Annotated in this window: 21 protein-coding genes; all 21 read left to right on the top strand. The window is 49.2% G+C overall.

The window, feature by feature from the left end; genetic code table 11:
- Positions 1–966 (top strand): GDP-L-fucose synthase family protein, encoded by a 966-nt coding sequence (locus EKN38_RS00225; RefSeq protein ID WP_013097874.1) that lies wholly within the window; start codon positions 1–3, stop codon positions 964–966.
- Positions 967–968: 2 nt separating this feature from the next.
- Positions 969–1,448: a GDP-mannose mannosyl hydrolase gene (locus EKN38_RS00220; RefSeq protein ID WP_014832620.1), complete on the top strand. Its 480-nt coding sequence runs from the start codon at positions 969–971 to the stop codon at positions 1,446–1,448.
- The gene (gene wcaI / locus EKN38_RS00215; protein ID WP_014832619.1) at positions 1,445–2,668 is read left to right on the top strand and encodes a colanic acid biosynthesis fucosyltransferase WcaI; all 1,224 of its coding nucleotides are present in this window, start codon (positions 1,445–1,447) and stop codon (positions 2,666–2,668) included. The genes EKN38_RS00220 and wcaI overlap by 4 nt, the downstream gene beginning before the upstream one ends.
- 3 nt (positions 2,669–2,671) lie before the next feature.
- Entirely contained in the window at positions 2,672–4,108 is a 1,437-nt protein-coding gene (gene cpsB, locus EKN38_RS00210; RefSeq protein ID WP_014832618.1) for a mannose-1-phosphate guanyltransferase, read from the top strand.
- 110 nt (positions 4,109–4,218) lie between these two features.
- Positions 4,219–5,589, top strand: a complete 1,371-nt coding sequence (cpsG, locus tag EKN38_RS00205) for a colanic acid biosynthesis phosphomannomutase CpsG (RefSeq protein ID WP_014832617.1) — start codon at positions 4,219–4,221, stop codon at positions 5,587–5,589.
- A gap of 46 nt (positions 5,590–5,635) precedes the next feature.
- Positions 5,636–7,030, top strand: a complete 1,395-nt coding sequence (gene wcaJ / locus EKN38_RS00200) for an undecaprenyl-phosphate glucose phosphotransferase (protein ID WP_014832616.1) — start codon at positions 5,636–5,638, stop codon at positions 7,028–7,030.
- 1 nt (position 7,031) lies between these two features.
- On the top strand, positions 7,032–8,510 hold the full coding sequence (wzxC, locus tag EKN38_RS00195; RefSeq protein WP_126521529.1) for a colanic acid undecaprenyl disphosphate flippase WzxC: 1,479 nt from the start codon (positions 7,032–7,034) through the stop codon (positions 8,508–8,510).
- A gap of 17 nt (positions 8,511–8,527) precedes the next feature.
- Positions 8,528–9,808, top strand: coding sequence for a colanic acid biosynthesis pyruvyl transferase WcaK (gene wcaK / locus EKN38_RS00190; protein WP_014832614.1), 1,281 nt, complete (start codon positions 8,528–8,530; stop codon positions 9,806–9,808).
- Complete coding sequence (wcaL, locus tag EKN38_RS00185) at positions 9,805–11,025, top strand: colanic acid biosynthesis glycosyltransferase WcaL (protein ID WP_126521527.1); 1,221 nt, start codon at positions 9,805–9,807, stop codon at positions 11,023–11,025. The genes wcaK and wcaL overlap by 4 nt, the downstream gene beginning before the upstream one ends.
- A 12-nt stretch (positions 11,026–11,037) precedes the next feature.
- A complete protein-coding gene (gene wcaM / locus EKN38_RS00180; RefSeq protein ID WP_014832612.1) occupies positions 11,038–12,429 on the top strand; it encodes a colanic acid biosynthesis protein WcaM in 1,392 nt (463 codons plus the stop codon).
- Between the two features lie 176 nt (positions 12,430–12,605).
- Entirely contained in the window at positions 12,606–13,502 is an 897-nt protein-coding gene (galF, locus tag EKN38_RS00175) for a GalU regulator GalF (RefSeq protein WP_013097865.1), read from the top strand.
- Between the two features lie 353 nt (positions 13,503–13,855).
- Positions 13,856–14,941: a dTDP-glucose 4,6-dehydratase gene (gene rfbB, locus EKN38_RS00170; RefSeq protein ID WP_014832611.1), complete on the top strand. Its 1,086-nt coding sequence runs from the start codon at positions 13,856–13,858 to the stop codon at positions 14,939–14,941.
- On the top strand, positions 14,941–15,840 hold the full coding sequence (rfbD, locus tag EKN38_RS00165) for a dTDP-4-dehydrorhamnose reductase (protein WP_014832610.1): 900 nt from the start codon (positions 14,941–14,943) through the stop codon (positions 15,838–15,840). The genes rfbB and rfbD overlap by 1 nt, the downstream gene beginning before the upstream one ends.
- A gap of 52 nt (positions 15,841–15,892) precedes the next feature.
- Positions 15,893–16,771, top strand: a complete 879-nt coding sequence (rfbA, locus tag EKN38_RS00160) for a glucose-1-phosphate thymidylyltransferase RfbA (RefSeq protein ID WP_014832609.1) — start codon at positions 15,893–15,895, stop codon at positions 16,769–16,771.
- 3 nt (positions 16,772–16,774) lie between these two features.
- Complete coding sequence (gene rfbC / locus EKN38_RS00155; RefSeq protein WP_014832608.1) at positions 16,775–17,311, top strand: dTDP-4-dehydrorhamnose 3,5-epimerase; 537 nt, start codon at positions 16,775–16,777, stop codon at positions 17,309–17,311.
- Between the two features lie 58 nt (positions 17,312–17,369).
- Positions 17,370–18,611, top strand: coding sequence for an oligosaccharide flippase family protein (locus EKN38_RS00150; RefSeq protein ID WP_014832607.1), 1,242 nt, complete (start codon positions 17,370–17,372; stop codon positions 18,609–18,611).
- Positions 18,596–19,489 carry a glycosyltransferase family 2 protein gene (locus EKN38_RS00145; RefSeq protein WP_014832606.1) on the top strand — a complete coding sequence of 298 codons (894 nt, stop codon included), beginning with the start codon at positions 18,596–18,598 and terminating at the stop codon, positions 19,487–19,489. Before EKN38_RS00150 ends, EKN38_RS00145 begins: the two co-directional genes overlap by 16 nt.
- Before the next feature lie 9 nt (positions 19,490–19,498).
- Positions 19,499–20,608, top strand: a complete 1,110-nt coding sequence (locus EKN38_RS00140; RefSeq protein WP_126521525.1) for a glycosyltransferase family 4 protein — start codon at positions 19,499–19,501, stop codon at positions 20,606–20,608.
- A gap of 45 nt (positions 20,609–20,653) precedes the next feature.
- Positions 20,654–21,676 carry an acyltransferase family protein gene (locus tag EKN38_RS00135; RefSeq protein WP_014832604.1) on the top strand — a complete coding sequence of 341 codons (1,023 nt, stop codon included), beginning with the start codon at positions 20,654–20,656 and terminating at the stop codon, positions 21,674–21,676.
- Positions 21,677–21,740: 64 nt separating this feature from the next.
- Positions 21,741–22,907, top strand: a complete 1,167-nt coding sequence (locus tag EKN38_RS00130) for an O-antigen polymerase (protein ID WP_014832603.1) — start codon at positions 21,741–21,743, stop codon at positions 22,905–22,907.
- Positions 22,908–23,008: 101 nt separating this feature from the next.
- Positions 23,009–24,415, top strand: coding sequence for an NADP-dependent phosphogluconate dehydrogenase (gene gndA / locus EKN38_RS00125; RefSeq protein ID WP_014832602.1), 1,407 nt, complete (start codon positions 23,009–23,011; stop codon positions 24,413–24,415).
- Positions 24,416–24,662 lie beyond the last annotated feature (247 nt).

Here is a 24,662-nt window from a genome sequence, read left to right as displayed (position 1 = left end):
ATGACAAAACAACGTATTTTTGTCGCCGGTCATCGCGGAATGGTGGGTTCCGCGATTGTTCGCCAGCTGGAGCAGCGCGGTGACGTGGAAGTGGTTGTCCGTACCCGCGACGAGCTGAATCTGCTCGATAGCCGTGCGGTACAGGACTTCTTTGCCAATGAACGTATCGATCAGGTGTATCTGGCGGCGGCAAAAGTGGGCGGCATTGTCGCCAACAACACTTATCCGGCAGATTTCATCTACGAGAACATGATGATTGAGAGCAACATCATTCACGCGGCGCATCTGCACAACGTGAACAAGCTGTTGTTCCTTGGCTCATCCTGTATCTACCCGAAAATGGCGAAACAGCCGATCGCCGAGAGCGAACTGCTGCAGGGGACGCTGGAAGCCACCAACGAGCCGTACGCCATTGCCAAAATTGCCGGGATCAAGCTGTGCGAGTCCTACAACCGTCAGTACAACCGTGACTATCGCTCGGTGATGCCGACCAACCTGTACGGGCCGCACGATAACTTCCACCCGAGCAACTCGCACGTGATCCCGGCGCTGCTGCGTCGTTTCCACGAGGCGACCGCCGAGAACGCACCGGATGTGGTGGTGTGGGGCAGCGGTACGCCGATGCGCGAATTCCTGCACGTGGATGACATGGCCGCGGCCAGCATTCACGTGATGGAGCTGGATCGCGAGGTGTGGCAGGAGAACACCGAGCCGATGCTGTCGCACATCAACGTTGGCACCGGCGTGGATTGCACCATTCGCGAGCTGGCGCAGACCATCGCTCAGGTGGTGGGCTACAAGGGCCGCGTGGTGTTTGACGCCACCAAACCGGACGGCACGCCGCGCAAACTGCTGGACGTCACCCGTCTGCATCAGCTGGGCTGGTATCACGAGGTGTCGCTGGAACAAGGGCTGGCAAGTACCTACCAGTGGTTCCTGGAAAACCAGCACCGCTTCCGGGGGTAACAATGTTTTTAAGTCAGGAAGATTTTGCCACGGTAGTGCGCTCCACTCCGCTCATCTCAATTGATTTGATCGTGGAGAACGAACGCGGCGAGTTCTTGCTGGGGAAACGAACCAATCGTCCTGCTCAGGGCTTCTGGTTCGTGCCCGGCGGGCGCGTGCAGAAGGATGAGACGCTGGCCAACGCGTTTGAGCGTCTCACTCTGGCGGAACTGGGTCTGCAACTGCCGATGGCAGCAGGCCAGTTTTACGGGGTCTGGCAGCACTTCTATGACGATAACTTTTCAGGCACCGGCTTCACCACGCACTACATCGTGCTGGGGTTCCACCTGAAGGTGAGTGAGGCAGACCTGCGTCTGCCTGAATCTCAGCACGACGACTACCGCTGGCAGACGCCAGAGGCGCTGCTGGCCAGCGACAATGTGCATGACAACAGTCGTGCCTATTTCCTGGCCGATCGTCAGTCTGAGGTGCCGGGACTATGAAGATCCTCGTATATGGAATCAACTACTCGCCGGAATTGACCGGTATCGGGAAATACACCGGCGAGATGGTCGAGTGGATGGCGAGCCAGGGACATGACGTGCGGGTCATTACCGCGCCGCCGTACTACCCGGAATGGAAAGTGGGCGAGCGCTACTCCAGCTGGCGCTATCGCCGCGAAGAGGGTGCGGCGACCGTCTGGCGTTGCCCGCTGTACGTGCCGAAGCAGCCCTCGACGCTGAAACGTTTAATTCATCTGGGCAGCTTTGCCCTGAGCAGTTTCTTTCCATTGATGGCGCAGCGTCGCTGGAAGCCGGATCGCATCATCGGCGTGGTGCCGACGCTGTTCTGCACGCCGGGCATGCGCCTGCTGGGTAAGCTCTCCGGTGCGCGCACGTTGTTGCACATTCAGGATTATGAAGTTGACGCCATGCTGGGCCTGGGGATGGCAGGTAAAGGCAAGGGCGGCAAAGTGGCGAAACTCGCCAGCGCTTTTGAGCGCAGCGGTCTGCATAACGTGGATTATGTCTCCACCATCTCGCGCTCGATGATGAACAAAGCGCAGGAGAAGGGCGTCGCGCCGGAAAAGGTAATCTTTTTCCCGAACTGGTCCGAAGTGGCCCGTTTCCGCGACGTGACAGACAGCGACGCGCAGGCGCTTCGCGCAGAGCTCGGTTTGCCTGATGACCAAAAAATCATTCTTTATTCAGGCAACATCGGCGAAAAGCAGGGGCTGGAGAACGTTATCGAGGCGGCTCAACAGCTTAGCGAACATCCGTGGATGTTTGTGATTGTTGGTCAGGGCGGCGGAAAAGCGCGGCTGGAGAAGATGGCAAGCGAACGCGGCCTGACTAACGTGAAATTCTTCCCGCTTCAGTCTTACGAGGCGCTGCCTGCGCTGCTGAAGATGGGTGACTGCCATCTGGTGGTGCAAAAACGCGGCGCGGCGGATGCGGTGCTGCCGTCCAAGCTGACCAACATTCTGGCCGTGGGCGGGAACGCCGTGATCACGGCAGAAGCCGAAACCGAATTAGGCCAGCTGTGTGACAGCTACCCGGGGATCGCCGTTTGCGTGGAGCCGGAATCGGTTCCGGCGCTGGTGACCGGAATTGAACAGGCACTCGCCATGCCAAAAGTGAACACGGTGGCACGTGAATATGCCGAACGCACGCTCGAGAAAGAGAACGTGCTGAGCCAATTTATTGCAGATATACGGGGATAAATCATGAGTCAAACCACGTTGTATCCGGTTGTGATGGCAGGTGGCTCTGGTAGCCGGTTGTGGCCGCTGTCCCGCGTGCTCTATCCAAAACAGTTCCTCTGCCTGAAAGGGGATCTCACCATGCTGCAAACGACGGTTAATCGTCTGCAGGGTGTGGAGTGTGAAAGCCCGGTGGTGATTTGTAACGAACAGCACCGCTTTATCGTTGCCGAGCAGCTGCGCCAGCTGAACAAACTCACAGAAAACATCATTCTGGAGCCTGCCGGACGAAATACCGCCCCAGCCATTGCCCTGGCGGCGCTGGCGGCAAAACGCAGCAGCCCGGATTGCGATCCGCTGATGCTGGTGCTGGCGGCAGACCACGTCATCCAGCAGGAAGAGGCGTTCCGCGACGCAGTGCGGGCGGCCATTCCTTACGCAGAAAGCGGCAAGCTGGTGACCTTCGGCATCGTGCCGGATCTGCCAGAAACCGGCTATGGCTATATCCGCCGCGGCAGCGTGACGCCGGGCGAAGGCGACAGCGTGGCGTTTGACGTGGCGCAGTTCGTTGAGAAACCGAATCTGGAAACCGCGCAGGCCTACGTTGCCAGCGGTGAATACTACTGGAACAGCGGTATGTTCCTGTTCCGCGCCGGTCGCTATCTGGAAGAACTGCAAAAGTATCGTCCGGATATCCTGAGCGCCTGCGAGAAAGCCATGAACGTGGTGGATCCGGATCTCGACTTTATTCGCGTCGACGAAGCCGCGTTCCTCGCCTGCCCGGAAGAGTCCATTGACTATGCGGTGATGGAGCGCACGGCGGATGCCGTCGTGGTGCCGATGGATGCAGGCTGGAGCGATGTTGGCTCCTGGTCATCCCTGTGGGAGATCAGCGCCCATACCCCGGAGGGTAACGTCCATCACGGTGATGTGATTAGCCACAAAACCGAGAACAGCTACGTCTACGCCGAATCCGGCCTCGTGACCACGGTGGGGGTGAAGGATCTGGTGGTCGTCCAGACCAAAGACGCCGTGCTGATTGCCGACCGTAACGCCGTGCAGGACGTTAAAAAAGTGGTGGAGAAGATCAAAGCCGATGGTCGCCACGAGCACCATATTCACCGCGAAGTGTACCGCCCGTGGGGCAAATACGACTCCATCGATGCAGGCGAACGTTACCAGGTGAAGCGCATTACCGTGAAGCCGGGCGAAGGCCTGTCGGTACAGATGCATCACCATCGCGCTGAGCACTGGGTGGTGGTGGCGGGTACCGCCAAAGTGACCATCGACGGTGAAGTCAAACTGCTGGGCGAAAACGAGTCAATTTATATTCCGCTGGGGGCGACACACTGTCTGGAAAACCCAGGGAAGATACCTCTCGATTTAATTGAAGTGCGCTCCGGCTCATATCTGGAAGAGGACGATATTGTCCGTTTCCAGGACCGCTACGGTCGGGTGTAACCGCTTCGCATCATGCCCGGTGGCGCTGTGCTTACCGGGCCTACGAATGAATAAAAAATATTTTGCCTGTTAATTGGGCGGGCCAACTGTTGCCTGAAAAAGGGGTCATGATGGAAAAGTTAACCTGTTTTAAAGCCTACGATATTCGCGGCAAGCTGGGCGAAGAGCTGAATGAAGACATTGCGTGGCGCATCGGCCGCGCGTACGGCGAATACCTGAAACCGAAAACTATCGTGCTGGGCGGTGACGTGCGTCTGACCAGCGAATCCCTGAAGCTGGCGCTGGCCAAAGGGCTGCAGGACGCGGGCGTGGACGTGCTGGATATCGGCCTTTCCGGAACCGAAGAGATCTATTTTGCCACCTTCCACCTGGGCGTGGACGGCGGGATTGAAGTCACGGCCAGCCATAACCCGATGGATTACAACGGCATGAAGCTGGTGCGCAAGGGCGCGCGCCCTATCAGCGGCGACACCGGCCTGCGTGACGTGCAGCGTCTGGCGGAAGCCAACGACTTCCCGCCGGTGAACGAGTCTGCACGCGGCAGCTACAAGCAGATCGATCTGCGTAAAGAGTACATCGACCACCTGCTGGGCTACATCAACGTGGCGAACCTTAAGCCGTTGAAGCTGGTCATCAACTCCGGTAACGGCGCGGCGGGCCCAGTGGTAGATGCCCTGGAAGCCCGTTTCAAGGCGCTGAACGTGCCGGTTACCTTCGTCAAGGTACACAACACCCCGGACGGCAACTTCCCGAACGGTATCCCGAACCCGCTGCTGCCAGAGTGCCGCGACGACACCCGCAATGCGGTGATTGAACACGGTGCGGATATGGGTATCGCCTTTGACGGCGATTTCGACCGTTGCTTCCTGTTCGATGAGAAGGGGCAGTTCATCGAAGGCTATTACATTGTCGGCCTGCTGGCGGAAGCGTTCCTCGAGAAAAATCCGGGGGCGAAGATCATTCATGACCCACGCCTTTCCTGGAACACCGTTGACGTGGTATCTGCCGCAGGCGGTACGCCGGTGATGTCCAAAACCGGTCATGCGTTTATTAAAGAGCGTATGCGCGAAGAAGACGCCATCTATGGCGGCGAGATGAGCGCCCACCACTACTTCCGTGATTTTGCCTACTGCGATAGCGGGATGATCCCGTGGCTGCTGGTGACTGAGCTGCTGTGCCTGAAAGGTCAGACGCTGGGCGAGCTGGTGCGTGACCGTATGGCAGCCTTCCCGGCAAGTGGAGAGATCAACAGCAAACTGGCGCAGCCTGCTGAGGCCATTGCCCGCGTGGAGCAGCACTTTGCTATCCACGCGCTGGAAATTGACCGTACCGACGGTATCAGCATGTCGTTCCCGCAGTGGCGCTTTAACCTGCGCTCGTCCAATACCGAGCCGGTAGTGCGCCTGAACGTGGAATCACGCGCCGACACCGCGCTGATGGAAGCCCGAACGAAGGACATTCTGGCGCTGTTGAATCAGTAATATTTGCCCCTCCCGGTGGGAGGGGAAACCGAATACAGGAACAACGATGACGAATCTAAAAAAGCGCGAACGAGCGAGAACGAATGCATCGTTAATCTCTATGGTGCAGCGTTTTTCTGATATCACCATCATGGTCGGCGGATTGTGGGCGGTGTGTTGGATCAGCGGGCAATCGTTCTTATACATGCATCTGCTGATGGCACTGATTGCGCTGGTCGTGTTTCAGATGATCGGCGGGATGACGGATTTCTATCGTTCGTGGCGTGGCGTCAAGATGACCACCGAACTGATGCTGTTGCTGCAGAACTGGACCTTAAGCCTGATCTTCAGCGCGGGCCTGGTGGCGTTCAGCCATGATTTTGATAATCGTCTGGTGACGTATCTGTGCTGGTATCTGTTGACCAGTGTCGGCATGGTGGTTTGCCGCTCGCTGATCCGCTTTGGCGCGGGCTGGCTGCGTAACCGTGGTTATAACCGCCGCTACGTCGCCGTGGCGGGCGATCTGCCGGTGGGGCAGGTGCTGCTTGATAGCTTCCGCAAAGAGCCGTGGTTAGGTTTTGAAGTGGTGGGCATCTACCACGACGCGAAACCGGGTGGCGTGCCGTCGGACTGGGCGGGCAACTACGACCAGCTGATTGACGATGCGAAAGCGGGCAAAATTCACAATGTCTACATTGCGATGCAGATGAAAGAGGAGTCCCGCATTAAGAAACTGATGCGCGACCTGGCGGACACCACCTGTTCCGTGATCCTCATTCCGGACGTCTTTACCTTCAACATCCTTCATTCCCGTATTGAAGAGGTGAACGGTGTGCCGGTGGTGCCGCTGTACGACACGCCGCTGTCGGGGATCAACCGTGTTCTCAAACGCCTGGAAGATATTGTGCTCTCTTCGCTGATCCTTCTGCTGATCTCCCCGGTGCTGTGCTGCATTGCCCTGGCGGTGAAGTTGAGCTCTCCCGGGCCGGTTATCTTCCGTCAGACGCGCTACGGCATGGACGGTAAGCCGATCATGGTGTGGAAATTCCGCTCCATGAAGGTGATGGAGAACGACAAAGTGGTGACGCAGGCAACGCAGAACGATCCGCGCGTGACCCGCGTGGGGAATTTCCTGCGCCGCACCTCGCTGGACGAGCTGCCGCAGTTTATCAACGTCTTTACTGGCGGTATGTCGATTGTCGGGCCACGTCCGCATGCGGTCGCCCATAACGAGCAGTACCGTTCGCTGATTGAAGGCTACATGCTGCGCCATAAAGTGAAGCCAGGCATTACCGGCTGGGCGCAAATTAACGGCTGGCGCGGTGAAACCGACACGCTGGAAAAAATGGAAAAACGCATTGAGTTCGACCTTGAGTACATCCGTGAGTGGAGCCTCTGGTTCGATATCAAAATCGTCTTTCTGACCATCTTCAAAGGTTTCGTGAACAAAGCGGCGTACTAAGATGAGCTTACGTGAAAAAACCATCAGCGGCGCCAAGTGGTCAGCGATGGCGACTATCGTCATCATTGGCCTGGGTCTGGTGCAGATGACCGTGCTGGCGCGCATTATCGATAACCACCAGTTCGGTCTGCTGACCGTCTCGCTGGTGATTATCGCGCTGGCCGACACGCTGTCTGACTTCGGTATCGCCAACTCGATTATCCAGCGCAAAGAGATTAGCCAGCTGGAGCTGACCACGCTCTACTGGCTGAACGTCGGGCTGGGGATTTTTGTTTTTGTGCTGGTGTTCCTGCTGAGCGATGTGATCGCCAGCGTGCTGCACAACCCGGATCTGGCCCCGCTGATGCGCACGCTGTCGTTTGCCTTTGTGGTGATCCCACACGGGCAGCAGTTCCGCGCGCTGATGCAAAAAGAGCTGGAATTCAACAAGATCGGCATGATTGAAACCAGCGCCGTGCTGGCGGGCTTTACCTTCACGGTGGTGAGCGCCCATTTCTGGCCGCTGGCCATGACCGCCATTCTGGGGTATCTGGTGAACTCTGCCGTGCGTACGCTGCTGTTCGGCTACTTTGGCCGCAAGATTTACCGCCCGGGCCTGCATTTCTCGCTGGCGTCTGTCTCCTCAAACCTGCGCTTTGGCGCCTGGCTGACGGCCGACAGCATCATCAACTACGTCAACACCAACCTTTCCACGCTGGTGCTGGCGCGCATTCTGGGGGCGAGCGTCGCGGGGGGCTATAACCTGGCCTACAACGTTGCGGTCGTCCCGCCGATGAAGCTCAACCCGATTATCACCCGCGTGCTGTTTCCGGCGTTCACCAAGATTCAGGACGACACTGAAAAGCTGCGCTTCAACTTCTACAAGCTGCTATCCGTGGTCGGCATTATTAACTTCCCGGTACTGCTGGGTCTGATGGTAGTGTCGAGTAACTTTGTGCCGCTGGTGTTTGGCGAGAAATGGAACAGCATCATCCCGATCCTGCAGTTGCTCTGCGTGGTTGGGCTGCTGCGCTCCGTGGGGAACCCGATTGGCTCCCTGCTGATGGCGAAAGCGCGCGTGGATATCAGCTTTAAGTTCAATGTGTTTAAAACCTTCCTGTTTATTCCGGCAATTATCGTCGGCGGACACATGGCGGGCGCCATTGGCGTCACGCTGGGCTTTCTGCTGGTGCAAATCATCAACACCGTGCTGAGCTACTTCATCATGATCAAGCCGGTGCTGGGCTCCAGCTACCGTCAGTACATCCTGAGCCTGTGGCTGCCGTTTTATCTCTCCTTGCCGACCCTGGTGGTGAGCTACGGTCTGGGCATGCTCCTGAAGGGCCATTTGCCCCTGGCCGCGCTGCTGGCAGTGCAGGTTGCCGCGGGCGCGCTGGCGTTTGGGGTGATGATTGTGCTGTCACGTAATGCGCTGGTGGTGGAGATGAAGCGCCAGTTTTGCCGTAACGAAAAAATGAAAACGCTGCTTCGCGCAGGCTAGTTATTTAAGAGGCCATTATGAAATTATTAATTCTTGGCAACCATACCTGCGGCAACCGTGGCGACAGCGCCATCCTGCGCGGTTTACTGGATGCAATTAACACCCTTAAGCCTGAGACAGAAGTGGACGTGATGAGCCGTTACCCGGTCAGCTCATCCTGGTTACTGAACCGCCCGGTGATGGGCGACCCGCTCTACAGCCAGATGAAACAGCATAATAACGCTGCGGGCGTGATGGGGCGCGTGAAGAAAGTGTTGCGTCGCCGCTACCAGCATCAGGTGCTGCTTTCTCGCGTAACCGACACCGGCAAACTGCGCAACATCGCCATCGCGCAGGGCTTTACCGATTTTGTGCGTTTGCTTTCCGGCTATGACGCCATCATTCAGGTGGGCGGTTCGTTCTTTGTCGATCTCTACGGCGTGCCGCAGTTTGAGCACGCCCTCTGTACCTTTATGGCGAAGAAGCCGCTGTTTATGATTGGTCACAGCGTCGGGCCATTCCAGGAACCTCAGTTCAACCAGCTGGCAAACTATGTGTTTGGCCACTGCGATGCCCTGATTTTGCGTGAGTCAGTCAGCCTCGACATGATGAAGCGCAGCGAGATCGACACCTCGAAAGTCGAGCACGGGGTGGATACTGCGTGGCTGGTGGATCACCAGGACGACAGCTTCCAGCCGAGCTACGCGGTGCAACACTGGCTGGACGTGGCGGCGAAACAGAAAACTGTCGCCATTACCCTGCGCGAGCTGGCGCCTTTTGATAAACGTTTAGGTACGACTCAGGCCGCCTACGAGAAGGCCTTTGCCGAGGTCGTTAACCGCGTGCTGGACAGCGGTTATCAGGTGCTGGCGCTCTCCACCTGTACTGGTATCGATAGCTACAATAAGGATGATCGCATGGTGGCGCTGAACCTGCGTCATCTGGTGAACGATCCGACACGGTATCACGTGGTAATGGACGAACTGAACGATCTGGAGATGGGCAAACTGCTCTCCGCCTGTGACCTGACCGTGGGCACCCGTCTGCACTCTGCCATCATCTCGATGAACTTCGGCACGCCGGCCATTGCCATTAACTATGAGCACAAATCTGCCGGGATTATGCAGCAACTGGGGATGCCGGAAATGGCCGTGGATATCCGTCATCTGCTGGATGGCTCGCTCGGCGCAATGGTGGGCGACACCCTTGGGCAACTGCCCGCCGTCAATGAGCGCCTGGCCGTGGCGGTAAAAGCCGAGCGCGAAAAGGGCATGGGGATGGTGAAATCGGTGCTTGACCGCGTGCGGGAGGGGAAATGAAGGTTGGTTTCTTCTTACTGAAATTTCCACTGTCGTCTGAAACCTTTGTACTCAATCAAGTCACCGCGTTTATCGATATGGGATATGACGTGGAAATTATCGCCCTGCAAAAGGGCGATACACAAAACACCCATGCGGCGTATACCCAGTATGGGCTGGAGGCGAAAACCCGCTGGCTGCAGGATGAGCCCTCCGGAAAAGTGAACAAACTGCGCTACCGCGCCAACCAGACCTTACGCGGGCTCCATCGCGCATCAACCTGGCGTGCGCTGAACATATCCCGCTATGGCGCGGAGTCGCGCAATCTGATCCTGTCGGCCATCTGCGGGCAAACGGCGCAGCCGTACCGTGCTGATGTGTTTATCGCCCACTTTGGCCCTGCGGGAGTGACCGCAGCCAAACTGCGCGAGCTGGGGGTCATTGACGGGAAGATCGCCACGATCTTCCACGGTATCGATATCTCCAGCCGTGAGGTGCTGAACCATTACACCCCGGAGTATCAGCAGCTGTTCCAGCGCGGCGACATGATGCTGCCCATCAGCGATCTGTGGGCCGGACGCCTCAAAAACATGGGCTGCCCGGGCGAGAAAATCACCGTCTCGCGGATGGGCGTGGATTTGGCGCGCTTTACCCGCCGTCCGGTCAAGGTGCCGGGTAAACCGCTGCAGATTATCTCCGTTGCCCGACTGACCGAGAAGAAAGGGCTGCATGTGGCGATTGAAGCCTGCCGTCAGTTAAAGGCGCGCGGCGTGGATTTCCACTATCGCATTCTGGGTATCGGCCCGTGGGAGCGACGTCTGCGTACGCTTATTGAACAATATCAGCTGGAAGCGCACGTGGAGATGCCGGGCTTTAAGCCGAGCCACGAGGTGAAGGCCATGCTCGATGAAGCCGACGTGTTTCTGCTGCCGTCCGTTACCGGTGCCGATGGCGACATGGAAGGCATTCCGGTGGCGCTGATGGAAGCGATGGCGGTGGGGATCCCGGTGGTATCGACCCTGCACAGCGGGATCCCGGAGCTGATCAAGTCTGACCATTCCGGCTGGCTGGTCCCCGAAAATAACGCCATGGCCCTGGCCGATCGGCTGGCCGCGTTTAGCGATATCGACCAGCAGACGCTGGAGCCCGTGCTGCACAATGCCCGACAAAAAGTTGAGGCAGATTTTAACCAGCAGGTGATCAATCGCCAGTTAGCGAGCCTGCTGCAAACGTTGTAACGCCGAGGTTATATGCTGAAAAAGATTACCCGACGCAGCTTTGTCTCTTCTCTGTCCGTCCTTGCGGCAATGCCGCTGCTGTCGTCCCGCGTTGCGCGGGCGGCAACCGGCAAGACGGTCTCTGTTAATCAGTACAACAACAACGACTGGATCGCCGCCTTTAAGCAAGCGTTTAGCGAAGGCGACACCGTCGTTGTCCCTGCAGGGCTCACCTGCAAAAACATCAACACGGGCATTTTCATTCCTGACGGCAAAACGCTGCTGATTCGTGGGGCGTTAACCGGCAATGGCCGGGGGCGCTTTGTCCTGCAGGAGGGCAGCAAAGTCATCGGTGAGGGCGAAGGTCGTACCGAAAATATCACCCTTGACGTTCGCGGCTCAGACTGTGTGATCAAAGGGCTGGCGATGAGCGGATTTGGCCCGGTAACGCAAATTTACATTGGCGGCAAAAAGCCCAGCGTGATGCGTAATCTGGTTATTGATAACATCCGCGTGAGCCAGGCCAATTACGCCATTCTGCGCCAGGGGTTTCATAACCAGGTGGACGGCGCCCGCATCACCAACAGCACATTCAGCCATCTGCAGGGCGATGCGATCGAGTGGAACGTGGCCATCAATGATCGAAATATCCTGATCTCCGACCATGTGATCGACAACATCAACTGTACCAACGGGAAGATTAACTGGGGGATTGGTATTGGCCTCGCGGGCAGTACCTACGACAACGACTACCCGGAAAAGCAGACCGTGAAGAACTTTGTGGTGGCCAATATCACCGGCAGCAACTGCCGTCAGTTGGTCCACGTCGAGAACGGTAAGCACTTTATTATTCGCAATATTAAGGCCAAAAATATTACGCCTGATTTCAGTAAAAAGGCGGGAATAGACAATGCCACCGTAGCAATTTATGGCTGTGATAATTTCGTTATTGATAATGTCGATATGGTCAATAGTGCCGGAATGTTAATCGGTTACGGTGTGATTAAAGGCGACTACCTCTCGATTCCGCAGAATTTCAAGCTTAACGATATTCGTCTGAATAATAGCCAGCTTGCCTATAAGTTGCGCGGCATACAAATTTCATCCGGTAATGCGACCTCGTTTGTGGCCATCACCAACGTCGAGATGCAGCGTGCGACGTTAGAGCTGCATAACAAACCTCAGCATCTTTTCTTACGCAATATCAATGTGATGCAGGAAGCGGCAATCGGGCCGGCCCTGAAGCTGAACTTCGACCTGCGTAAGGATGTACGGGGTAAATTCATGGCGAAAGACGAGACGTTGCTGTCGCTGGCAAACATCAAAGCAGTGAATGAGAAGGGGCAGAGCTCGGTGGATATTGACCGGGTGGATCAGCATGTGGTGAATACGGAACGGCTGAACTTCGCACTTCCGCACAGATAATCGTCAGCGGGCTTTTTTGCGACTATTCCTGGCATGGAATCGCATTCTATTCAGATTACAACTACTGTAATTTGTGATGCTAAGGCGTAATATCCCTTCAGGATTACGGCAAATCATGCTGGCGAAAACAGGTTTAAGAGCTATAATTCGTCAACCATTTTAAGGTGGAAGAAATAATGATTAATTTGAAAGCAGTCATTCCGGTAGCCGGACTGGGCATGCATATGCTGCCAGCCACAAAAGCCATTCCAAAAGAGATGCTACCGATCGTCGACAAGCCGATGATTCAATACATCGTCGACGAGATTGTTGCTGCAGGGATCAAAGAAATCGTTCTGGTTACGCACTCGTCCAAGAATGCGGTAGAAAACCACTTCGACACCTCTTACGAACTCGAAGCGCTGCTGGAGCAGCGTGTTAAACGTCAACTGCTGGCCGAAGTGCAGTCTATTTGTCCTCCTGGCGTGACCATCATGAACGTGCGTCAGGCGCAACCGCTGGGCCTGGGTCACTCCATCCTGTGTGCTCGTCCGGTCGTGGGCGACAACCCGTTCATCGTTGTCCTGCCGGATATCATCATCGATACCGCTTCTGCGGATCCGCTGCGCTACAACCTGGCGGCGATGGTGGCGCGTTTCAACGAAACAGGCCGCAGTCAGGTGCTGGCGAAACGCATGAAAGGCGATCTGTCCGAGTACTCTGTAATCCAGACTAAAGAAGCGCTGGAGACAGAAGGGCAGGTGAGCCGCATCGTTGAGTTCATCGAAAAACCGGATCAGCCGCAGACGCTGGATTCTGACCTGATGGCGGTTGGCCGTTATGTCCTGAACGCGGATATCTGGGCCGAGCTGGAAAAAACCGAACCAGGTGCCTGGGACCGTATCCAGTTGACCGATGCGATTGCCGAGCTGGCGAAAAAGCAGTCTGTTGACGCGATGCTGATGACCGGTGAGAGCTACGACTGTGGTAAAAAGCTGGGCTATATGCAGGCATTTGTGAACTATGGACTGCGTAACCTGAAGGAAGGGGCGAAGTTCAGAAGCCGGATTGAGAAGTTGTTAGCTAACGACTGATTTTATCTTACTTGATTTACGCAAGCGGCAGTCATCATTGGGTATGTTGCAACATAACCAAAATGATGACTGCCGTTTTTCGTTATTAATTCTAATGATAACATGGATTTATCTGATTTAAATCTGGTCAGATTTGTGACGATTTGTGCTTGTTTCTGAGGTCATTTAGGACGACAATTAACGCCAGTTTTTGTCTGAATCCAGACCAGAAAAATCATTTATTCAAACTTCGCTCAGTGCACTGGTAGCTGTTAAGCCAGGGGCGGTAGCGTGCAAAATTTCTGAAGCCGATATTAATTATCCAGCTTCAGAACGCCAATATCTCGACATATCCATTAGACGGAATAGATAACGTGAAAATTCTTGTGACGGGCGGAGCCGGCTTTATCGGCTCAGCAGTGGTGCGACATATTATTAAAAATACCCAGGATGAAGTCGTCAATGTTGATAAACTGACGTATGCTGGCAACCTTGAGTCGCTTACCGAAGTGAGTGATAGCGCCAGATATGTCTTTGAGCATGCGGACATTTGCGACAAGAGTGCCATGGATCGTATCTTTGCTGAGCATAAGCCGGATGCCGTTATGCACCTGGCGGCTGAGAGTCATGTCGATCGTTCCATTACCGGCCCGGCCGCGTTTATTGAAACCAATATTGTCGGTACCTATGTATTGCTGGAAGCGGCTCGTGCTTACTGGTCCACTTTAGATGATGCGGCGAAGAAGGCGTTTCGTTTCCATCATATCTCTACCGATGAAGTGTATGGCGATTTGCCGCACCCGGACGAGCATCCGGCTTCTACCGCTCTGCCGCTCTTTACCGAAACCACAGCTTATGCGCCAAGCAGCCCATATTCTGCGTCTAAAGCCTCCAGCGATCACCTGGTTCGCGCATGGCTGCGTACCTATGGATTCCCGACCATCGTCACTAACTGCTCCAATAACTACGGCCCGTATCATTTCCCTGAGAAACTGATCCCGCTGGTGATTTTGAATGCCCTGGACGGTAAACCGCTGCCAATTTATGGCAAAGGCGACCAGATCCGTGACTGGCTGTACGTTGAAGACCATGCGCGTGCACTTTACACCGTCGTAACTCAGGGTAAACCGGGAGAAACTTATAACATCGGTGGTCATAACGAAAAGCAGAATCTGGATGTTGTGCATACTATTTGCGATCTGCTTGATGAGATTGTGCCGAAAGAGGGTTCGTATCGCGACCAGATTACCTATGTTGCTGACCGCCCAGGGCATGACCGCCGCTACGCGATTGATGCGCATAAAATTGGCGTCGAGTTGGGATGGAAGCCGGAAGAGACGTTTGAAAGCGGTATCCGCAAGACCGTGGAATGGTATTTGAGCAACCAGGACTGGGTTAACAACGTTAAAAGCGGTGCCTATAAGACCTGGATCGAACAGAATTACGGAGAACGTCAATAATGAACATTCTTCTGTTCGGCAAGACGGGGCAGGTGGGTTGGGAACTCCAGCGCGCACTCGCACCGTTAGGGAACGTGATTGCACTTGATGTGCATTCCAAAGAGTACTGTGGGGATTTTAGCAATCCGGAAGGGATTGCTGAGACGGTTCGTGCCATCAAACCTGATGTGATCGTTAACGCAGCTGCTCACACCGCTGTTGATAAAGCAGAATCTGAGCCAGAGTTTGCGCAGTTACTGAACGCAACCAGCGTTGAAGCTATTGCGAAGGAAGCTGCAAAAATTGGGGCCTGGGTTGTTCATTATTCGACAGATTACGTTTTTCCGGGCGATGGGGATAAACCATGGCGTGAAACGGATACAACAGCGCCTTTGAATGTTTATGGGCAGACTAAACTTGATGGCGAAAAAGCGCTGCAAGAGCATTGCCCTAACCATCTCATTTTCCGTACCAGCTGGGTCTACGCGGGTAAAGGTAACAATTTCGCGAAAACCATGCTGCGTCTGGCGAAAGAACGTAAAGAACTTTCTGTTATTAACGATCAGGTTGGTGCACCTACAGGTGCAGAATTACTGGCAGATTGTACCGCGCATGCTATTCGGGTGGCGATGGTAAAACCAGAAGTGGCTGGTCTTTATCACCTGGTGGCATCCGATACGACAACCTGGTATGACTATGCAGCGCTGGTATTTGATGAAGCCAGAAAGGCAGGCATTGAACTAGCGATTGAAAAGCTCAACGCAGTGCCGACAAATGCTTACCCGACACCTGCTCGTCGGCCGCAGAATTCGCGGTTAAGCACAGAGAAATTCCAGCATAACTTTGGTCTGGTATTGCCCACATGGGATGTTGGTGTTAAGCGCATGCTGGCTGAGCTTTTTACAACTCAATCACTTTAATCGTTAAATAAATGCCCGTTTTCGGGCATTTTGTGTTTATAGAGAAATTATAATGGCTACGCGTAAAGGTATTATTCTTGCTGGTGGATCCGGCACTCGTCTCTACCCAGTGACCATGGCGGTGAGTAAACAACTGCTGCCCATTTATGATAAACCGATGATCTACTACCCGTTGTCAACGCTGATGCTGGCAGGGATTAAAGACATTCTGATCATCAGTACGCCACAGGATACTCCGCGCTTTGAACAGCTTCTGGGCGACGGCAGTCAGTGGGGGTTAAACCTTCAGTATAAAGTACAGCCAAGCCCTGATGGACTGGCTCAGGCCTTTATCATTGGCGAAGAGTTCATTGGTAACGACAGCTGTGCGCTGGTGCTGGGCGATAATATTTTCTACGGCCATGACCTGCCTAAACAGCTGGAAGCCGCAGTGAGTAAAGGCAATGGTGCAACGGTATTCGCTTATCACGTCAATGATCCTGAACGTTATGGCGTGGTGGAGTTCGACAAAAATGGTACGGCCATCAGCCTGGAAGAGAAGCCGCTGGAACCTAAAAGCAACTATGCTGTAACTGGGCTCTATTTCTACGATAATGATGTAGTGGAAATGGCGAAGAACCTTAAACCTTCTGCGCGCGGTGAGTTGGAGATTACTGATATTAATCGTATTTATCTGGAACAAGGTCGTCTTTCAGTGGCAATGATGGGACGTGGATACGCATGGCTCGATACTGGTACTCATCAGAGTCTTATAGAAGCAAGTAACTTTATTGCGACAATTGAAGAGCGTCAGGGACTCAAAGTATCTTGTCCTGAAGAAATCGCTTATCGCAAAGGTTTTATTAATGCAGAGCAGGTAAAGAAACTGGCTGAACCATTGAAAAAAAATGCCTATGGACAATATCTGCTTAAGATGATTAAAGGTTACTAAGACATGAATGTTATTAAAACGGATATCCCAGATATACTCATCTTTGAGCCAAAAGTTTTTGGTGACGATCGTGGTTTTTTCTTTGAGAGTTTCAGTCAAAAAGTATTTGAAGAGGCTGTAGGTCGTAAAGTAGAGTTTGTGCAGGATAATCACTCCAAATCCTGCAAAGGCGTGCTTCGCGGGTTGCATTATCAACTGGAACCGTATGCACAGGGAAAACTGGTACGCTGTGTTGCTGGTGAAGTATTTGATGTTGCAGTTGATATTCGCAAATCCTCACCGACTTTTGGGAAATGGGTTGGGGTGAACCTTTCAGCTGAGAATAAACGGCAGTTGTGGATCCCAGAAGGTTTTGCTCATGGATTTTTGGTGTTAAGCGAAACCGCAGAATTTGTATATAAAACGACAAATTACTACCATCCTGAAAGCGACAGAGGACTGATCTGGAACGATGCTGATCTTCAGATTGAATGGCCGTTAGATAAAGAACCGATGCTTTCTGCAAAAGACGAAAAGCAACCTGCGTTAAAAACCCTCTGAGTGGATATTCCCCCTGAAGATATAACTTTTCAGGGGAGATAACCAATGCAACAAGCTTATGCGCAAATTAATTAGAGACGTACCCCTTAAGTCTATTTTTCATCTTTTTTTAGTTAGAGGTAGTATTTATCTTTTCCCTTTTATCACACTACCAGTGATTACTCGAGGGCTTGGTGTTACTCAGTTCGGTATATTATCTATTTTTCTTGCTGCGCAACAATATCTTATTATGTTGGTTGAGTACGGATTTACATTGACTGGTGCAAGAGATATTTCTAGATCGTCGGATAAAAAACAAGATAATAATATATTAAGTGAAATATTAGCTTGCAGATTCGTAATATTCATTTCTTGTTCCATAATTGTTTTGATAACATACTTTTTTTTACCAGAGTATGGTTATGCCGGTTGTTACTTAATACTTATTTTTACTGTCTTAAGTTCAGTATGCAATCAAACACATTTCTTTATTGGAAAAGAAAGAACAGGCTTTATTGTTATCTCAACATCAATAACGAGAGTAGTCTCTATTCTGCTAGTCGTCTTTTTCGTAAAAGATAAAGAAGATATATATATAGCCATGTTAGCATATTCAATGAATGTCGCTTTGCCGAATATACTTTCAACAATCTACCTAAAATATGCATTAAAGTATAAAACATTCAGAAGAGTGTCATGGGATGGTTTACTATTAAGATTCAGAAGCGGTTTCGATATTTTCATCTCTAACGTTTTTACTAACGTATACAGCACATTAACCTTAATATATTTAGGATCAGTGCGTGGACCAACTGAAACTGGTTATTACTCTAGTGCCGATAAATTGAAGGCCGCTGCTCAGGGGATATTGGCTCCCGTCGCCCAGGCATTTTTCCCAAGAGTATCAAAAAAACAAGGGCGTGACTTTTATTTATTATGGCGCAAATCAACATTTATTCTCGTTGGTTTTTCATTGTTCATAGTTGCTGGATTATTGCTTTTTAGTCAATTAATTTACCAAATATTCCTTGGTGAGCAATATATTGCCGGATTGCCAATATATTATATTTTATCGTTTAGTATAATCTCTATATCATTCGGTATCGCCTATGCTCAGAATTTGTATTTAACTCAGGGCAAAACAAAGCTGTTAAGGCTAATTTATTTCACTGTGTCGATTCTTCATATGGTACATATGCCGATACTAGTTCATTATTATGGCGCTATCGGCGCAGCGCTCTCTGTATTAATAACTGAGTCTCTCGCCTCCTTACTTATGTTTAGTTTCAGGAAGAAATGTTTTTTATGGAGTCAAAATTGAAGATTTTTGCATTAATAGTAACGTTTAATCCCGATTTAGACTCTTTTGGGAAGAATTTAATAGCGATCACCAAACAAGTTGATAAAGTGATCATTGTCGATAACAGCAACGATTTGTTGAGTCAGAATGGCTTGAAGGATTATCTCGAAAATAATGATGATGTCATTCTCATTCAGCCTAAAGAAAATTTAGGTATTGCCTATGCCCAGAATATAGGCTTTATGCATGCGATTAAATATAATGCTGATTATATAGTAACATTTGATCAAGATTCATCAGTGGAAGATGGTTTAATCGAAAATCTTTATGAAGAGTACAAGCAAGTAAAAGATCAAAGTAATATTAAAATAGCATGTATTGGTCCTTCAGTTATTAATGAAAGAAATAATACTCGTTATGAAAAATATTTTCATAATAGTGTAAAAATAAATGACTCTGTATTTAGCGTCAAGTCGATTATTTCCTCAGGAACGTTATATAATGTCGATGTTTTTGCAGCTATTGGCTTTAATAAAGCTGAGTGGTTTATAGATTCGATAGATATCGAATGGTGCTATAGAGCACGATATCTGGGATATCACGTATTAATGACGACCAAAGTAGCCATGCGGCATAATCTTGGTGCAAAAGACATGAAACTCCCGGCTGGCAAATCTATCAATATTGGTTCTCCGTTTAGATTGTATTTTGTATACCGCAACTGGATTTTTTCCCTTCGTGAGCCTCAATTCGAATGGGGTTATAAACTTAAATTATTATTCATGATGCCTATAAAGTTTGTCATTTTCTCAAACGTATCACCACGAAAATCAAGAATGCTCTTTATGCTGAGAGGTATTAAAGATGGCTTGATGAAAAAACATTCTTTCCTAAAATAAGCTATTCAAATGAAAATTTCTATCACGGCAAATACAAGTTGGTATATTTATAATTTTCGTAAAAACACGATACGTGCGCTTCGAGAAAAAGGATATGAAGTTTTTGCAATATGTCCCGATGATGAATATCAAGATAAGTTAGAAAAATTGGGATGTACTCTCATAGTTATCCCAATGCAGCGGTGGGGTAAGAATCCTTTATCTGATCTTAAAACATTATTCGCCTTTTATAAGGTTTTTAAGCAATACAAAATCAATCTGACTTTAAACTTCACTCCTAAAAATAATATCTATGCAACTTTAGCGGCCAGTGTGCTAAATATTAAGGTGATTAATAATATAGCCGGATTGGGAGTGGTTTTTATTGAAAATGGTTTTTTTTCAAAATTAGTTTCCTTTTTATATAAAACTAGCCAAAAAAAAGCAGACTATATATTTTTCCAAAATGAAGAAGATAGAGATTTGTTTGTGAAAATGGGAGTTATTACTGATAATTGTTCTGACCGATTGCCTGGGTCTGGTGTTGATTTAACTCGCTTTAATTATTCTCCAATTAGAAATGAAAAAACTATCAAGTTCTTATTAGTCGCTAGGCTTATTGCTTCAAAGGGTGTGTATCATTTCGTTGAAGCAGCTAGAGTATTAAAAAGCGTTTATCCAAATTTGGAATTTTTCTTATTAGGACCCATTGATAAAAGCAGTGCTTCTGCAGTTTCAATTGATGAGATAAATGAATGGGAGCGTTTGGGATTAATAACTTATCTTGGGTTTACTGATTCGGTTGAGGATCATTTACTGAATGCTGATTGTATTGTGCTTCCATCATATTACAGAGAGGGAGTTCCTAAGTCTCTTCTTGAAGCAGCAGCTATCGGACGACCAATAATCACTACTGATAATATTGGTTGCAGGGAAGTTGTAGATAATGGCTTCAACGGTTTTTTGTGTAAGCCAAATTCTACGTCAAGCTTAGTAGAAAGTATAAATAAATTCTTAAGTTTAGATTTTGAGCATAAAGTTGAGATGGGGCTTAAGAGTAGGAGGAAAATAGAAAAGGAATTCGATGAACAAATCGTTATCAACAAATATCAATCTGTTATTGAACGTGTATTAAAGTAATGTGGTTAGGGTAAAATTACTAATGTCGTAAAGGGCAACTAAAGAATGCTGTATTCTATTCAATTTTTAAGGGGTATTGCTGCCCTGTTAGTCGTTTTCCACCATACTGCGTATAAAGGGCAAGTTTATAATACAGGAACGTTTGGTTGGCTAACTATAGGTTCTTCTGGAGTTGACCTTTTTTTTGTTATTTCGGGTTTTATCATGTGTTATACAACGCATGACAAAGATATAACATTTACAAAGTTTATAATGCATAGGATTAAAAGAATCATTCCTTTATATTGGTTTTTTTCTTTTGCGGCATTATTTGTTTATATATTTGCCCCTTCTTTGGTAAATTCTTCCGGTGGAAATACAAGTATTGTAGATTCTTTCTTCTTGCTTCCTACAGAATCGAAATATCTTGTTCAAAATGGCTGGACCTTAACTTACGAATTTTACTATTATATTATCTTTTCTTTAATCATTTTGTTTTTGCCGGTTGAGAAAGGAAAGTATATCATTCTGGCGGTCGTGCTTTTTGCTTTTCCCTGTATTGGGGTTTTTCTAAAAACTGACAATCTTTATATTAATTTTCTGTTGAGTAATTGGTTGGTCGAATTTGGTTTTGGGGTTTTGTTATTTTTGATTTATCAAAAGGGTCTAGTGAATTTTAAACTGGGATTGGTTGTGTTTAGTACTGCTTTCCTGATGTTAATTTTTGTTAATCAACATCCATCACTAACTATAAAAATAGACCGTGCATTTCTTATTGGCATTCCAATGGCAATGCTTTTCTATTCCTTACTGTCTTTTGAATTTATTCTCAAAAATCGAAAAAATGTCATTTCCAATATTTTTGAAAAAATAGGTGATAGCTCATACTCACTTTATCTTTCTCATCCTTTTGTTTTGAGTCCTGTAGCTATTATTTCGAATAAAATAGGGGTTAAAAATTCTTCTTTATTTGGTTTGTTACTAGTTGGAACTGCATTAATTGTTGGTTTCTTGGTATATTCTTGCATTGAAAAGAGAATGATTTATTTCATCCGAAGTAAAAAAATAAAAGTGCAATTATATAGCTAGATAGCTCTGCGAAAATACTACTGACATCATCAAATATGCTCAGTCATCCCAGATGGGAGTGTTTATGATTTATATCTGTATAAGTTTTTTGCTTATTCTGACATTACTTGAGTTTTGTTTAAATGGCAAAAGGTTGTCTCCGACGATAGTAATGCATTCACTATGGGGGGGAGTGCTTGTTTTATGTGCTTTTTACGAGTCGTCTATAACGTATATTTCATTTGTAGCGCTTTTTTGGATTTTAGTAGGCAATTTAATGTTTTTTTTAGGAGGGCTTTTTTCAAAGCTTCCTTTTAATTGTTTGACTGCTAATTATGAAGTAAAAAATGTTAATCTGCTATTAGTTGCGCCTTTTTATATAATAATGATACTCATCATTTTTCATATGTATAATGAAGGTAAAAGTATTTCCGAAAATTGGTATATGGGTATTCGGCTGATAATAAATTACGGTGAGCCAGATGAATATTTCAAGGTTTTTGGTTACTTGTATTACTTTATTTATCCTGTGTTATATATAAGTGCAGTGGTGAAATTTAAGAACCCTAACAAAGAAAATGCTCGGGTATTCTATTTTCATCTTTTTCTTTCACTCATATATGCGTTTTTTTCCACTGCCAAAATAAAACTTTTGCTTATGGTTCTTCCTGTGTTTTTTATTCGTTCATACTATAAACCATCAAGCACAAAACTAATTTTAGCAATAGTTGGTTTGATATTGGCAGGAATGTACTGCTCACTTTACTTGCTAAATAAAATTCGTGGCAATGATAGTTTCACTGATATGCTACTTAGTAATATTGGTAGTTACACATTTGCAAACTTATTTGCTTTTGATAGTTTGGATTTCAAAAGTTTTCCATCTATGGATTGCAATGATACTAATGGTTGCCAGTTGTTACCGTTTTATGAAGATTCTTATTTCAGAACAAATGTATATACAGTCATGTATAAATTTATTGATGTTGGATTGCTAGGTTATGCATTTTTCATGTTATTTATCGGAACCTTGCATAACTTTTTTCATCAATTGGCTAGAAAAACCAAAAGTATATATTTTGTTATTTTTAGTTCAATTCTTTATTTTCCGTTGTTTTTCCAGATCATGGATGATCAATACATTTCTTCGAAATATTTGCTCTGGTTGTTTTTCTTCACAGCAATTTGGATTTTATGCACTCGCATAAAAATTGTCATGTTTGTTACTTCGCGAAAGCATGTTGATCTCTAAAAAGCACATTTCTCTATCCTTCTGTGAAGCACTTAAGTTAATATTTAACTAATTTCAAGCCGCGCATAAGTCGCGGCGACCACACCTGACAGGAGTATGTAATGTCCAAGCAACAGATCGGCGTTGTCGGTATGGCAGTGATGGGGCGCAACCTGGCGCTCAACATCGAAAGCCGTGGTTATACCGTCTCCGTTTTCAACCGCTCCCGTGATAAGACCGAAGAAGTCATCGCTGAGAATCCGGGTAAGAAGCTGGTTCCTTTCTATACGGTTAAAGAGTTTGTTGAATCTCTGGAAACGCCTCGTCGTATCCTGTTAATGGTGAAAGCGGGCGCAGGTACCGATGCAGCCATCGATTCCCTGAAACCTTATCTGGATAAAGGCGACATCATCATTGATGGTGGTAACACCTTCTTCCAGGACACCATTCGTCGTAACCGTGAACTCTCTGCCGAAGGTTTCAACTTCATCGGTACCGGTGTCTCCGGTGGTGAAGAGGGCGCGCTGAAAGGCCCATCTATCATGCCTGGCGGCCAGAAAGAAGCCTATGAACTGGTTGCGCCAATCCTGACCAAAATCGCTGCGGTTGCGGAAGATGGTGAGCCGTGTGTGACCTATATCGGTCCGGACGGTGCAGGCCATTATGTTAAGATGGTTCACAACGGCATCGAATACGGCGACATGCAACTGATTGCTGAAGCCTACTCTCTGCTGAAGGGTGGCCTGAACCTCTCCAACGAAGAACTCGCAGAGACCTTCACCGAGTGGAACAAAGGCGAGCTGAACAGCTATCTGATCGACATCACCAAAGATATCTTCACGAAGAAAGATGAAGAGGGTAAATACCTGGTCGATGTGATTCTTGACGAAGCGGCGAACAAAGGTACCGGCAAATGGACCAGCCAGAGCTCTCTGGACCTGGGCGAACCGCTGTCTCTGATCACCGAATCCGTATTCGCTCGCTACATCTCTTCTCTGAAAGAGCAGCGCGTTGCGGCTTCCAAAGTGCTGTCTGGTCCGCAGGCTAAACCAGCTGGTGACAAAGCGGAATTCGTTGAGAAGGTTCGTCGTGCTCTGTACCTGGGTAAAATTGTCTCTTACGCGCAAGGTTTCTCTCAGTTGCGCGCGGCTTCTGACGAAAACAACTGGGATCTGAACTACGGTGAAATCGCGAAGATCTTCCGTGCAGGTTGCATCATCCGCGCCCAGTTCCTGCAGAAAATCACCGATGCCTATGCGGAAAATGCAGGTATCGCGAACCTGCTTCTGGCGCCTTACTTCAAGAAGATTGCTGACGAATACCAGCAGGCACTGCGTGATGTGGTTGCTTACGCTGTACAGAACGGTATTCCGGTGCCGACCTTCTCTGCTGCAGTAGCGTACTACGATAGCTATCGCGCTGCCGTACTGCCTGCCAACCTGATCCAGGCGCAGCGTGATTACTTCGGTGCGCATACATATAAACGTACCGATAAAGAAGGTGTGTTCCACACCGAATGGCTGGATTAATCTGATTTAATGCAGTTGGATAGCAAAGCCCGATGAACCTCATCGGGCTTTTTTTATCGCGCTTACGCCCATGTGGACTTGCTTTGCGCAACGAGCGTCTTTCAACGCCACATAAACCACTGCATTTACTGAATTCTATAGCCAGGCATTCGCCTTGACAGCCGCTCAACATAAGAGGTAAAAACCTCAACAGTTGTTTATTGCGGTGGGGTGTTTACGCCTCCTGAAACTCAAAACTTGAAGAAGT

It is taken from the genome of Enterobacter sp. WCHEn045836, from assembly GCF_003965585.1.
GTDB classification, from domain to species: domain Bacteria; phylum Pseudomonadota; class Gammaproteobacteria; order Enterobacterales; family Enterobacteriaceae; genus Enterobacter; species Enterobacter dissolvens.
Note: the sequence above shows the minus strand (reverse complement) of the source record. Positions and strands in the feature narration are given on the sequence as shown.

What these genes read in the sequence shown, in the direction of transcription:
- cpsG (WP_014832617.1), top strand. Translation starts at nt 4,219, where the DNA reads ATGGAAAAGTTAACCTGTTTTAAAGCCTACGATATTCGCGGCAAGCTG.
- wcaI (WP_014832619.1), top strand. Translation starts at nt 1,445, where the DNA reads ATGAAGATCCTCGTATATGGAATCAACTACTCGCCGGAATTGACCGGT.
- wcaM (WP_014832612.1), top strand. Translation starts at nt 11,038, where the DNA reads ATGCTGAAAAAGATTACCCGACGCAGCTTTGTCTCTTCTCTGTCCGTC.
- EKN38_RS00140 (WP_126521525.1), top strand. Translation starts at nt 19,499, where the DNA reads ATGAAAATTTCTATCACGGCAAATACAAGTTGGTATATTTATAATTTT.
- wcaK (WP_014832614.1), top strand. Translation starts at nt 8,528, where the DNA reads ATGAAATTATTAATTCTTGGCAACCATACCTGCGGCAACCGTGGCGAC.
- galF (WP_013097865.1), top strand. Translation starts at nt 12,606, where the DNA reads ATGATTAATTTGAAAGCAGTCATTCCGGTAGCCGGACTGGGCATGCAT.
- EKN38_RS00135 (WP_014832604.1), top strand. Translation starts at nt 20,654, where the DNA reads ATGCTGTATTCTATTCAATTTTTAAGGGGTATTGCTGCCCTGTTAGTC.
- cpsB (WP_014832618.1), top strand. Translation starts at nt 2,672, where the DNA reads ATGAGTCAAACCACGTTGTATCCGGTTGTGATGGCAGGTGGCTCTGGT.
- EKN38_RS00150 (WP_014832607.1), top strand. Translation starts at nt 17,370, where the DNA reads ATGCGCAAATTAATTAGAGACGTACCCCTTAAGTCTATTTTTCATCTT.
- EKN38_RS00220 (WP_014832620.1), top strand. Translation starts at nt 969, where the DNA reads ATGTTTTTAAGTCAGGAAGATTTTGCCACGGTAGTGCGCTCCACTCCG.
- rfbA (WP_014832609.1), top strand. Translation starts at nt 15,893, where the DNA reads ATGGCTACGCGTAAAGGTATTATTCTTGCTGGTGGATCCGGCACTCGT.
- wcaJ (WP_014832616.1), top strand. Translation starts at nt 5,636, where the DNA reads ATGACGAATCTAAAAAAGCGCGAACGAGCGAGAACGAATGCATCGTTA.
- EKN38_RS00225 (WP_013097874.1), top strand. Translation starts at nt 1, where the DNA reads ATGACAAAACAACGTATTTTTGTCGCCGGTCATCGCGGAATGGTGGGT.
- gndA (WP_014832602.1), top strand. Translation starts at nt 23,009, where the DNA reads ATGTCCAAGCAACAGATCGGCGTTGTCGGTATGGCAGTGATGGGGCGC.
- rfbC (WP_014832608.1), top strand. Translation starts at nt 16,775, where the DNA reads ATGAATGTTATTAAAACGGATATCCCAGATATACTCATCTTTGAGCCA.
- EKN38_RS00145 (WP_014832606.1), top strand. Translation starts at nt 18,596, where the DNA reads ATGGAGTCAAAATTGAAGATTTTTGCATTAATAGTAACGTTTAATCCC.
- rfbD (WP_014832610.1), top strand. Translation starts at nt 14,941, where the DNA reads ATGAACATTCTTCTGTTCGGCAAGACGGGGCAGGTGGGTTGGGAACTC.
- wcaL (WP_126521527.1), top strand. Translation starts at nt 9,805, where the DNA reads ATGAAGGTTGGTTTCTTCTTACTGAAATTTCCACTGTCGTCTGAAACC.
- EKN38_RS00130 (WP_014832603.1), top strand. Translation starts at nt 21,741, where the DNA reads ATGATTTATATCTGTATAAGTTTTTTGCTTATTCTGACATTACTTGAG.
- wzxC (WP_126521529.1), top strand. Translation starts at nt 7,032, where the DNA reads ATGAGCTTACGTGAAAAAACCATCAGCGGCGCCAAGTGGTCAGCGATG.